13 protein-coding genes are annotated in these 11,378 nt (G+C 68.5%); 3 read left to right on the forward strand and 10 right to left on the reverse strand.

The genetic code is table 11. The features are described 5' to 3' along the window. Window positions 1-737 (reverse strand): alanine racemase (locus GJV64_RS06570; protein ID WP_205599549.1); only part of this gene is annotated, 737 nt, incomplete at its 3' end. A gap of 100 nt (window positions 738-837) precedes the next feature. On the opposite strand from GJV64_RS06570, the gene GJV64_RS06575 reads away from it, so the two are divergent. Further along, entirely contained in the window at window positions 838-1,053 is a 216-nt protein-coding gene (locus tag GJV64_RS06575; RefSeq protein ID WP_164156473.1) for a hypothetical protein, read from the forward strand. Window positions 1,054-1,097: 44 nt separating this feature from the next. Here the strand turns inward: GJV64_RS06575 and GJV64_RS06580 are convergent, their stop codons facing one another. The 5 genes from GJV64_RS06580 to trmB form a co-directional block, all read right to left on the reverse strand. After that, on the reverse strand, window positions 1,098-2,033 hold the full coding sequence (locus GJV64_RS06580; protein ID WP_164156474.1) for a ribose-phosphate pyrophosphokinase: 936 nt from the start codon (window positions 2,031-2,033) through the stop codon (window positions 1,098-1,100). A gap of 95 nt (window positions 2,034-2,128) precedes the next feature. Beyond that, on the reverse strand, window positions 2,129-2,530 hold the full coding sequence (gene mutT / locus GJV64_RS06585; protein ID WP_164156475.1) for an 8-oxo-dGTP diphosphatase MutT: 402 nt from the start codon (window positions 2,528-2,530) through the stop codon (window positions 2,129-2,131). Window positions 2,531-2,547: 17 nt separating this feature from the next. Beyond that, window positions 2,548-3,981 (reverse strand): M48 family metalloprotease, encoded by a 1,434-nt coding sequence (locus GJV64_RS06590; RefSeq protein WP_164156476.1) that lies wholly within the window; start codon window positions 3,979-3,981, stop codon window positions 2,548-2,550. Between the two features lie 48 nt (window positions 3,982-4,029). Next, window positions 4,030-4,980 (reverse strand): acetyl-CoA carboxylase carboxyltransferase subunit alpha, encoded by a 951-nt coding sequence (locus tag GJV64_RS06595; RefSeq protein ID WP_164156477.1) that lies wholly within the window; start codon window positions 4,978-4,980, stop codon window positions 4,030-4,032. A gap of 49 nt (window positions 4,981-5,029) precedes the next feature. Continuing rightward, window positions 5,030-5,725 (reverse strand): tRNA (guanosine(46)-N7)-methyltransferase TrmB, encoded by a 696-nt coding sequence (gene trmB, locus GJV64_RS06600; RefSeq protein WP_164156478.1) that lies wholly within the window; start codon window positions 5,723-5,725, stop codon window positions 5,030-5,032. 147 nt (window positions 5,726-5,872) lie between these two features. Here trmB and GJV64_RS06605 point away from each other — a divergent pair, with 147 nt between their 5' ends. Beyond that, complete coding sequence (locus tag GJV64_RS06605; protein ID WP_164156483.1) at window positions 5,873-7,291, forward strand: NAD(P)H-dependent flavin oxidoreductase; 1,419 nt, start codon at window positions 5,873-5,875, stop codon at window positions 7,289-7,291. On the opposite strand, the gene GJV64_RS06610 is transcribed toward GJV64_RS06605, so the two are convergent. From GJV64_RS06610 to GJV64_RS06620, 3 genes are all read right to left on the reverse strand, one after another. Beyond that, window positions 7,278-7,961, reverse strand: coding sequence for a DUF1223 domain-containing protein (locus GJV64_RS06610; RefSeq protein WP_164156479.1), 684 nt, complete (start codon window positions 7,959-7,961; stop codon window positions 7,278-7,280). The two genes, GJV64_RS06605 and GJV64_RS06610, sit on opposite strands and share 14 nt — an antisense overlap. Before the next feature lie 57 nt (window positions 7,962-8,018). After that, entirely contained in the window at window positions 8,019-9,026 is a 1,008-nt protein-coding gene (locus tag GJV64_RS06615) for a zinc-dependent alcohol dehydrogenase family protein (RefSeq protein WP_164156480.1), read from the reverse strand. Between the two features lie 74 nt (window positions 9,027-9,100). Next, window positions 9,101-10,093, reverse strand: a complete 993-nt coding sequence (locus tag GJV64_RS06620) for a 2-hydroxyacid dehydrogenase (protein ID WP_164156481.1) — start codon at window positions 10,091-10,093, stop codon at window positions 9,101-9,103. Window positions 10,094-10,141: 48 nt separating this feature from the next. Here GJV64_RS06620 and GJV64_RS06625 point away from each other — a divergent pair, with 48 nt between their 5' ends. Next, window positions 10,142-10,642, forward strand: coding sequence for an SH3 domain-containing protein (locus GJV64_RS06625; RefSeq protein ID WP_164156482.1), 501 nt, complete (start codon window positions 10,142-10,144; stop codon window positions 10,640-10,642). A gap of 3 nt (window positions 10,643-10,645) precedes the next feature. Here the strand turns inward: GJV64_RS06625 and GJV64_RS06630 are convergent. After that, window positions 10,646-11,378, reverse strand: a 733-nt coding sequence (locus GJV64_RS06630) for an MFS transporter (RefSeq protein WP_205599550.1), incomplete at its 5' end; no start/stop codon positions are given.

Below are 11,378 nucleotides of genomic sequence, written 5' to 3' on the forward strand. Positions count from 1 at the left end.
ATGCGGCTCGGCCGCTCCGCCACGAAGGCCGCGCCATAGCCCACCGCGCCGCCAACCGGCACGTCGCGCAGCTGGATGATGCGGGCTGCCATCCGGGCCACGGCATGCGCCGGCAGGCCATCGGGCAGCAGGCCGCCGCCGAACAGGCCAATGCCGGGGCGGATGAGATCGAAGTGAAAGGCCGCGCCCAGGCCGGCCCCGGCCGAATTGGCCAGCGCATAGCGACCTGCCGGCACCGTGGCGGCAACCTCGGTAAAAACGGCGCGCTGGGCCTCGTTCATGGGGTGGGCCAAGTCTTCGGTGCAGGCGAGGTGGCTGTGCAGCACGCTGATCTCGAGGCCGGCGACCACCTCGGCGATGCCGGCCGGCGGCAGGCCGAGCCGGTTCATACCGGTGTCGACCATCAGCTCGCAAGGGCGGCCCGTTTGCCGCCAGAGCGTCACCTGCCCTTCAGTCACCAGCACCGGGGTGGCCGGCAGCGCCAATGCCGCGTCCATCTCGCTGGCGGTCACGCCGTGCAGCACCGCCAGGCTGACCCCTTCAGGCAGTGGCAGCAACGGCGGCACCTCCTGCCAATGGGCCACATAAAAGCGCCGGCAGCCCGCCGCCGCCAACCGCAGCAGCGCCGCGCGGGCCCCCAGGCCATAACCATCGGCCTTGATCGCGGCGGCGGCCTCGGCACGGCCACAGGTGGCAAAGGCCCGCCAGTTGGCCGTCAGCGCCGCCGTGTCCAGCAACAGCCGGGCCTGCGGGGGAGGAAGGGATTGAGCGGCCACGCCACCGGGATAGCCAGCTTGTTCATGGCCACGCAAGCCATTCAAGTGTAAGGGTGCGTCCATGAAGACCATCATTCTTGCCACTGCCGCTGCCCTGCTGGCCGTTTCCGCCGTCCCGGCGCTGGCTCAGGCGCAGCCGCGCCCCGACACCGAATTCTGCGCCAAGATGCGCAAGCAGGACCCGGGCGGCATCTGCACGCCCAAGGGCGAGTATGTGACGCCTGAAAAGGTCTACAAGCCCGACGGCACGGTGGTGAACCGCAGCACCGGCGACTGACCGGGCTGACGCCGATCAATCAATCCGAGGCGCTGTAACCCCGATCAATCGAAGAGGCTGCTGACCGAGCTTTCCTCTGCGGTGCGGCGCATGGCTTCTGCAAGCAATGGCGCGATGGTGATGCGACGGATGCGCTGCGCGCTCCTCACCGCCGGCGTGGCGGCAATCGAATCGGTGACCACCAGTTCGGCCAGCGCCGAACCATCGACACGCGCCACCGCGCCGCCCGACAGCACGCCGTGCGACACATAGGCAGTGACGCTGGTGGCGCCGGCCTCCAGCAGCGCCGCGCCGGCATTGCACAGGGTGCCGGCCGAATCGACGATATCGTCGACCAGGATGCAGCGCCGGCCCTTCACGTCGCCGATGATGTTCATCACTTCGGATTCGCCCGGCCGCTCGCGGCGCTTGTCGACGATGGCCAGCGGCGCGTTGCCCAGCCGCTTGGCCAGCGCCCGCGCGCGCACCACGCCGCCCACGTCGGGCGAAACGACCATCAGGTCATCGGTGCCCATGCGGGCAGTGATGTCGGCTGCCATCACCGGGGCGGCAAACAGATTGTCGGTCGGGATGTCGAAGAAGCCCTGGATCTGCCCGGCGTGGAGATCAAGGCACAGCACGCGATCGGCGCCGGCCTTGGTGATCAGGTTGGCCACCAGCTTGGCCGAAATGGGCGTGCGCGACCCGGATTTGCGATCCTGCCGGGCATAGCCGAAATAGGGCACCACCGCCGTGATCCGCCGGGCCGAGGCCCGCTTCAGGGCATCGATGCAGATCAGGAGTTCCATCAGATTGTCGTTGGCCGGCGCTGCCGTGGGCTGCACCACGAACACGTCCTCGCCGCGCACATTCTCGTGGATCTCGACGAAGATCTCCTCGTCGGCAAAGCGGCGCACGGCGGCCTGGGTGAGCGGGATCTCGAGATAGGCGGCGATCGCCTGCGCCAGATCGGGATTGCCGTTGCCGGCGAGGATTTTCATTGGCGCGCCCCCTGTTGCGAACAGCGCGGCCATAGCGGCCCTGTCATCAAGGCGCAACCTCGGGGGCGCAGCCTTGCGGGCGCAACCTTTGCCAGTCAGGGTCGTGCAGCGGCAACCAGTGCCGCCACCAGCGGCACATCCGCCGGCGGCATCGGCAGGGCGGCCATGTCGGTGGGTCGTTCCCAGCGCAGCGCCTGGCCGTCGCGCCCCACCGGTTCCCCCTGCCAGTCGCGGCAACGATAGAGCAGCATGACGAGGTGGAAATCGGGATAGGAAAAAGACGCGAAGTGAAAGGGCTCGAGGGCACCCACACAGATGCCCAGCTCCTCGTCCAGCTCGCGAACCAGCGCAGCCTCTGGCGTTTCGCCGGGCTCCAGCTTGCCACCGGGAAACTCCCAGGTGCCGGCCAGCGCCTTGCCTGGCGGTCTTTGCGCCAGGAGCACGCGCCCCGCGCCGTCCTCCAGCGCGGCGGCGACCACGTGGACGAGCCGGGTCATGGCACCCGAAATGGGGCTCAGCGCCACACCACCAGCTTCACCCGATCACCGGCACGCAAGGGAGCGCCCGGTTGCAGCTGGTTGAGGGTGAGAAAGCGGGACAGCCGATCATCGGTGTAGGCCATGCGCGCCGCCAGGCTTTCGGCGGTGTCGCCGGCGCCGACACGCACCACCTGGATGCGCCGGGCACGGATCTGCCCGGCTTCCTGCGAGGACAGCTTGCGGACGCTGCCCGCCACCGGGGCGACCGTCCCGCCCTGACCCTGCGGCGCAATGGTGAGCAGAGTGAGCGCCAGCTGCGGCGACCAATTGTAGGCGGTGAGCGTCGCTTCCACCGGGCCGTTGCGAGTGCGGGCGTTGACGCTGCCCTGCACCGCCTCGATGCCGTTGATGCGGGTGGCCCGCATCTCTGGCTGCGACTGCACGCCCAGCTGCTGCCAGCGCGCCTGGGCGATGGCCGAAAGACTGTTCTGGCGGGCATCGGCGGCGCGCAGATCGAACTGCGTGCCGTTCGGCCCGGCTCCTGTCACTGCCTGCGGGCTGTTGTTGAGGCGGAAGCCCTGCGGCGCATCCAGCGCCAGCTGCAGCCCGCCGTGGCGGAAGCCGGTGCCGATGATGACGCCCTCGGCCGGATCGTCATCATAGATCATGCCGTCGATGGCGTTGAGGAAGGCATCGCGGTTCAGCGCCCGCGCGCCGCCGCGCGCCGCCAGCGGCTGCGCCTCGCTCTTCATGCGCGCCACCCGCTCGGTGCTGGGCGGGTGAGTGGAGAGCCACTTCGACGGTTCGGCACCGCCCTGGCCCTGCAACCGCGCCTCCAGGGCCGTCTGCGCGCCCAGCGCGGCAAGGCTGTCCACCGCCGCCATCGGATCATAGCCGGCGGTCGACAGATAGCGCACGCCGAGGCTGTCGGCCTGGCGTTCCTGTTCACGGCTGAAGCCCAGCGTGGTGAGGCCCGCCACCATGCCGGCACCCTGGCCAACGATGTTGGAACCGGTGAGCACGCCGGCCAGCCCGGCCAGCACGTTGGACAGCGCCGCCCGGTTCTGCCGCTTCTGGCCATGACGGGCGGCGACGTGCGCCACCTCGTGCCCCATCACGAAGGCCAGCTCGGCCTCGTCGTTCATCAGCGCGAGCAGCTGCCTTGTGATGTAGACATAGCCGCCGGGGATGGCGAAGGCGTTGTTCACATCCGAATTGAGCAGGGTGACATTATAGTCGCTGGGCTTGGCGCCGCCGCCCGACTGCACGGCGATCTTCTGCCCGACACCGCGCACATAATCGGCCACCGGGCCGGACATGGCACCGCCAAACTGCTGCAATATCTGCGGATGGGCCTGGGCCCCGGCCTGGCGTTCGGCAGGGGTGAGGCCGGGCGGCGCCTGCGCGGCCGCCGGGGGGGCGGCCAGCAGCAGGAGGGCAATGGCAAGTGGGGCGGAACCTGTCTTCATGGCAGCCAATCTACTGTGGCAGCCCGGCTTGAGCCAGCCTGAACAGCGTCAGAGGCTGCGGCCCATCGCCAGATACTTCGCCCGGCGCGCCTTGATGAGGGCCGCGGGCGACACGCCAAGCAGCGGCTGCAGTTCGGCGGCAATCGCCATGGCCAGCGAGGCGATGGCGGCGGCCGGATCGCGATGGGCGCCGCCCAGCGGTTCCGGCACGATGGTATCGATGACGCCCAGAGTCTTGCAGTCGGCCGCTGTCACCTTCATCGCCTCGGCAGCGTCGGCGGCGCGGTTCTCGCCTTTTTCGGCCGTGCGCCACAGAATCGACGCGCAGCCTTCCGGGGAAATGACGGCATAGACAGCGTGTTCGAGCATGATCACCCGGTCGGCAGCGGCGATGCCGATGGCGCCGCCCGACATGCCTTCACCGGTGATTGCGGCGATGATCGGGACCGGCGCGGCGAGGAAGGCGGCGGTGGCGCGGGCAATGGCCTCGGCCTGGCCGCGCGCCTCGCCATCGACACCGGGATAGGCGCCAGCGCTGTCCACGAGGGTCACCACCGGCACGTTGAAGCGACTGGCCAGTTCCACCAGCCTAGCCGCCTTGCGATAGCCTTCGGGGCGACCCATGCCGAAATTGTGCTTCACGCGGCTGGCGGTGTCGCTGCCCTTTTCGTGGCCGATCACCATCACCGGGATATTCTGGCCGCGCAGCGTGCCGATGCCGCCGATGATGGCCTGGTCCTCGCCGTAGGCACGGTCCCCGGCCAGCGGCAGGAAATCGGCGACCAACGCCTTCACAATGTCGGAAAAATGCGGCCGCTGTGGATGCCGGGCCACTTGCGTCTTCTGCCAGGGCGACAGGCGGGCGTAGGTTTCGGCCAGCAGCCGGCGCGCCGCGCCTTCGGCATGGCGGGCGCCGGCCTCGTCGCCGGCGGCGCGATAGTCCGCGACGCGCTGGGCGATCTGGGCGACCGGCTTTTCAAAGTCGAGATACTGGCTCACGGCTTCACGCCTAGGCGAAAGGCCGCGCTGCGGTCAATGGTGGGGGGGTTCACACGCGCTGCCAGCGGAAATACCACACCTCGTGGCCCAGCCGCCGGGCCTTGGCCTCATAACGGGTCTGCGGCCAGTCGGCAGGGCGGGTGAGAAAATCGGCCGCCGTATCGCCCAGCCATTGAAAATCGCGCCGCCGCTGCATCTGCATCAGTGCCCAGCGGCAATAGATCGGGTGATCAGTGCCGAAGCGGAACTCGCCGCCGGGTTTGAGGGCGCGGGCGATCAGCGCGATCGGGCCGGGGTTCATGAAGCGGCGCTTGGCATGACGCGCCTTGGGCCAGGGATCGGGGTGGAGCAGGAACAGGCGATCGAGGCTGGCCTCCGGCAGCCGCTCCAGCACGTCGAGCGCATCACCGTGGTGGATGCGCACGTTGGCAAGGCCACCGGCCGACACCGCCATCAACGCGCCAACGACGCCATCGACAAAGGGTTCGGCGCCGATCAGGCCAATGTGCGGATTGGCGGCCGCCTGCGCTGCCATGTGCTCGCCCTTGCCGAAGCCGATCTCCAGCCATAGCGGGCGCGCATCGCCGAACAGCAGCGGCGCGCTGATCTCCCCTTCGGCGGGCACGGCAATGCGCGGCAGCAGATCAGCGAACAGCGCCGCCTGTCCCTGCCGCAAGGCATGGCCCTGCCGCCGCCCATAGAGGCGGCGGATGGTGGTGGGATCGGAGACGGGCGATTCGGCCATGGCAGCGCCGCCCCTAGCCCGAAAGCCCCAAACACCGAAAGGGCCAGTCCCGCAGGCTGAGACAATGCGGTGGCTTGCGCACTGCCACAAGTTTGCCGCAATACTGCCATGGTCGGCGGATGGGCCGGCATCACAGAACGGACAATGATGCTTGCGGGTGTGAAATCGCTGGTCATGGGCGGACGGGAAGTCTGGCCCCTGGTTGAGGGCGGCAAGGGCGTTTCGGCCACCAACCATGCCTCGTCCGGCGCCTGGGCACTGGCTGGCGGCGTCGGCACGGTCTCGGCGGTCAATGCCGACAGCTATGATGCCGATGGCAACATCATCGCCCAGGTCTATCGTGCCGCCACCCGCCGCGACCGCCACGAGGAGTTGGTGCACTATGCCATCGAAGGCGGCGTCGCCCAGGTGCAGCGCGCCTACGACATCGCGTCCAGTGAACTGAAGCGCGGCATCGGCGCCATCAACATCAACGTGTTGTGGGAAATGGGCGGCGCCCAGCGCGTGCTGCAGGGCGTGCTGGAGCGTACGAAGGGCCTCGTCAATGGCGTTACCTGCGGCGCCGGCATGCCCTACAAATTGTCCGAAATCGCCGCCCAGCACGGCGTCCATTATTATCCGATCATCAGCTCGGCCCGCGCCTTCCGGGCGCTGTGGAAGCGCGCCTATTCCAAGGCGGCCGAATGGTTGGGCGCGGTGGTCTATGAGGACCCGTGGCTGGCCGGCGGCCACAACGGCCTGTCCAACGCCGAAGACCCTCGACAGCCGCAGGACCCCTATCCGCGCGTCGCCGAGCTGCGCGCCACCATGCGCGAGCTTGGCGTGCCCGAATCGGTGCCGATCGTGATGGCCGGCGGCGTGTGGCGGCTCGATGAATGGACTGACTGGCTCGACAATCCCGAACTGGGCCAGATCGTCTTCCAGTTCGGCACCCGGCCGCTGCTGACGCAGGAAAGCCCGATCCCCGACGCCTGGAAACAGCGCCTGTTCGACCTCGAAAAGGGCGACATCCTGCTTCACAAATTCTCGCCGACCGGATTTTATTCGTCGGCGATCCGCAACCCGTTCCTGCGCGCGCTCGAAGCCCGCAGCGAGCGGCAGGTGGCCTTTTCCACCACGGCCACCGGCGATCACCAGTTCCCGCTCGATGTCGGCGTGGGCGGCAAGCGCTATTTCGTCACCCGCGATGACCTGATTCGCGCCCGCGAGTTCCACGGCGCCGGCTTCACCGAGGCCCTCAAGACGCCCGACAACACGCTGGTCTATGTCACGCCCGCCGAACGCGCCGAGATCCGCAAGGACCAGGCCGATTGCATGGGCTGCCTCTCCCACTGCGGCTTCTCGGCCTGGGCCGACAACGAGGGCAACTCCACCGGGCGGCTGGCCGATCCGCGCAGCTTCTGCATCCAGAAGACGCTGCAGGATATCGCCCACGGCGGCGACCCGGAGACCAACCTCGCCTTCGCCGGCCACAGCGCCTATCGCTTCGCCAGCGACCCCTTCTATTCCAACCGCTTCATCCCGACGGTGAAGCAGCTGATGGACCGAATCCTCACCGGAGCCTGAGCGCCGCCAGCACCGCGCCGCCGTTCGGCCGCTGCACCAGCACGGCCTCCTGCAGGCCGGTGGCTGGCGCCGGGCGCGCGAGGTCGGTCGCCGCACCGGTCCACCCGCCCAACCGCACCAGTTCACGCACCACATTGCGGTGCGGCAGAGTGCGGCCGCCATTCTCCCCGGCCCTGATGGGCACCTCGATGATGCGCGGGTCATAGCGCACCAGCCACACGTCGGCCGGGCCGCTGCCGGCGCCGATGCTGATCCGCGCCGGGCTGGCAGTGACAGCCGGGCCACCGCTGCCACGATCGCCCTTCACCAGTGCCTGGGCCAATTCGGCGGCCCGCACCCCGGTCACGTCCACGCGGCCATTGATCACGGTCTGCGGGGTCCAGACATTGTCGTGGCGCAGCCCGGCCTTGTAATCATATTGGCGGCGGGTGAATTCCGGCCGGGCGAAGCGGTCTTTCCAGCCCAGCTGGTCCCAGTAGGTGACGCCGAAGCTGAGCACGAGCAGATCAGGCCGGTCGGCCAGCGCCATCACATTGGCATTGGCCGGCGGGCACGACGAACAGCCCTGGCTCTGGAACAGCTCGATCACCGTGGGGTGGGCGGCATCAGCGGCGAGTGCGGGGGCGGCCAGCACAAGAGCAGCCATGGCTGGCAGAAACAGGCGAGGCATCGGGAACGTCTCCAATCTGCCCCTGTTCGCTCACCACCCGAACAATGTTGCAGCAGTTCAGATATCGATACAAATTTTCCCGAAATGCTTGCCGCTCTCCTGGTGCCGGAAGGCGGCGCCCAGTTCGGCCAGCGGGAAATGCGAATCGATCACCGGGCGCAGGCCCGTCTGGTTGATCGCCCGGATCATCGCCTGCTGCTGGCGGCGCGTGCCGACGGTGATGCCGATCAGGCGGATCTGCTTGGCCATGATCTGCACGGTCGGGATCGGCCCGGCAAAGCCGGCGAGCACACCGATCAGGCTGATATGGCCGCCCACCGCGCAGGCGGTGATCGATTCGGGCATGGTGCCCGCCCCGCCGATCTCCACGACATGATCGGCGCCGCGGCCCTGCGTCAGTTTCATCACCTCCGCTCCCCAGCCGGGGGTGGCCTTGTAGTTGATCAGGTGATCGGCCCCCATCGCCTTCAGCCGGCCCAGTTTCTCGTCGCTGGAACTGGTGGCGATCACGGTGGCCCCCATGGCCTTCGCAAACTGCAGCGCGAAGATGGAAACGCCGCCGGTGCCTTGCACGAGCACCACGTCGCCGGCCTTCAGATTGCCCTCCGGCACCAGCGCGCGCCAGGCGGTGAGCCCGGCGCAGGTCAGCGTCGCCGCCTCGGCATGGGAATAGCCGAACGGCGCGTGGGTGAAGCTGGTGGCCGGGGCGACGACTTCCTCCACCGCATAACCATCGGCGCCGTCGCCCGGCACCGCGGCAAAGCCCGCCATGGAGGGCAGCCCATCCAGCCAGTTGGGGAAGAAGCAGGAGACGACCATGTCACCGGGCCGGAACTCCGTCACGCCCTCGCCCACGGCCAGCACCTCGCCGGCGCCGTCGCTCATCGGGATGCGGCCATCAGGGGTAGGGATGCCGCCCACCACCACGATATAATCATGGTAATTCAGGCTGCTGGCCTTCAACCGCACCTTGATCTGGCCGGGGCCTGGGGCGCCCGGTTCGGCCATGTCCTCGTGCCGCAGATTGTCGATGCCGGCGGGGTGGCGAAGGCGGATGGCTTTCATGGCGCTGCTCCCAATTGTTGAGCCAGCCTAGGCCGATTTGCGCACGCGTCTCCCCTACCCGTTGCGGGAGGGGCTTACATCCAGCCTTCGAGGACGATGTCGGGCGGGCGATGCCCATCCACCCACACCCGGATATTGGCGATCACCTTCTCGCCCATCGCCTGGCGGCCTTCAAAGGTGGCGCTGCCCATGTGGGGGAGGAGGACGACGCCCGGCAAGGTGAGAAGGCGCGGGTCAACCGCCGGTTCGTGTTCGAACACGTCCAGCCCGGCGCCGGCGATCTGGCCCTTCTCCAGCGCCTCGCACAGGGCATTCTCGTCCACGATCTCGCCGCGCGCCGCGTTGATCAGATACGCCGATTTCTGCATCAGCCCGAAGCGCCGCGCATCGATCAGGTGATGCGTGTCGGGCGTGTGCGGGCAGTTGATGGTGATGATGTCGACCCGCGCCAGCATGGCATCGAGATCGGACCAGAAGGTCGCTTCCAGCTCGGCCTCCAGGCTGGGCGGCAGCCGGGTGCGGTTGTGGTAATGCACGGTCAGGCCAAAGGCGCGGGCGCGGCGGGCCACCGCGCTGCCGATGCGGCCCATGCCGATGATGCCCAGCCGCTTGCCGGTGATGCGGTGGCCCAGCATCCCGGTGGGCGACCAGCCCTGCCATTCGCCATTGCGCACCAGCTTCTCGCCCTCGCCCAGGCGGCGCGGCACGGAGAGGATCAGCGCCATCACCATGTCGGCGGTGTCGTCGGTCAACACGCCGGGCGTGTTCGACACCGTCACCTTGGCGGCGCGCGCGGCGTGCAGATCGATATGATCGACGCCAACGCCGAAATTGGCGCACAGCTTCAGCCGCCCGCCCTCGGCGGCGGCGGCGAACACGGCGGCATTCACCTGGTCGGTCACGGTCGGCACCAGCACGTCGCAGCGGCGGGCGGCTTCGCACAATTCCGCCTCGGTCATGGCGGTGTCGGTGAGGTTCAACTCGACATCGAACAGTTCGGCCATGCGGGTTTCCACTGCCTGCGGCAGGCGGCGGGTGACGATCACTTTCGGGCGCGGCTTGGTCATGGCAGCGAGGCTTGCGCAGCAACGCGGCCTCGGTCAAGAGGAGGGCCCATGAACAACCCGATGTTGCGCGCACTGTTGGCCGCCTGCCTGATCGCAACCCCTGTTGCGGCGGCCGAGTTTGCCGATGGCACCACCGATCTGCCCACCCCCCGCTTCGTCTCGATCAAGAGCGGCAGCGCCATGATGCGCACTGGCCCGGGCGAGCGCTTCCCGATCCTGTGGGAATACAAGCGCGCCGGCCTGCCGATGGAGATCTTGAAGGAATATGAGATCTGGCGGCAGGTGCGCGATCCCGAAGGCGTGACCGGCTGGATGAACAAGGCGCTGCTCACCGGCGCGCGCACCGGCATCATCCGCGACAGCGTTCGCCTGCTGTATGTCGCGCCCGACCTGAAAAGCCGCATCGCCTGGCGCATCGCACCCGGAGCGGTGGTCAACATCACCCTGTGCGAGGATCTGTGGTGCCGGGTGTCGAAGGACGGCAAGTCCGGCTATATCCTGCGCGCCCACATGTGGGGCACCTATGCCCGCGAGAAGATCGAGGGCTGAGCGTCACAGCCGCCCGCCGCCCTTGACGAAGGGCAGCAGCGCGAGGCCCGCCAGCAGAAGCCCGATGACCGGCACGAAGCCCGCCTGCTGGCTGCCGCCGATGCCCGTCGCCACCTGCACCAAGAGCGGCCCCAGCCACATGGTGGCGGTGCCGGCCAGCGCATAGAGGCCAAAGAAGGCGCCCAGCCGGTCGGCCGGGACCAGCCGGGTGAGCAAGGTGCGGGACGAGGCATAGGCGGCCGTGATGGTGATGGCGAGGCCGCAGCCCAGGCCCAGGAACACCAGGTCGGGCAGGCTGGCAAACATCGGGCTGTTCCACACCGGCGCCGATGTTGCGGGCTGATAGAGAATGCGCGCCTCGCCGCTGCCCAGCACCATCGCTTCCAGCCCGATGAGCAGCACCAGCTCGGCAATCAGCGCCGGGCGCGGCCCGATCCAGCCATCCAGCCGGCCAGCGAGCAGCCCGCCAGCGACAGCGGCGGTGGAGAGCGCCACGCCATAGCCCAGCATCTCCAGCGTGCCCCAGCCCATCACGCCGGCCGCGAAGATGCCGCCAAACAGCAGGATGGCGGTGAGGCCATCGGTGAACAGCATGCGCGCGAACAGATAGAGCAGCACGTTGGCGTGACCGCGTGCCTCGGCAAACAGGCGCACCAGATCAGCCGCGCCGCCGGCCAGCGCCGCGCCCACCGAGGCGCCGCTACGCGGCCGGTCCGGCGCCCACAGGAACAGCGGC

The organism is Sandarakinorhabdus rubra (assembly GCF_010994245.1).
GTDB lineage: Bacteria > Pseudomonadota > Alphaproteobacteria > Sphingomonadales > Sphingomonadaceae > Sandarakinorhabdus > Sandarakinorhabdus rubra.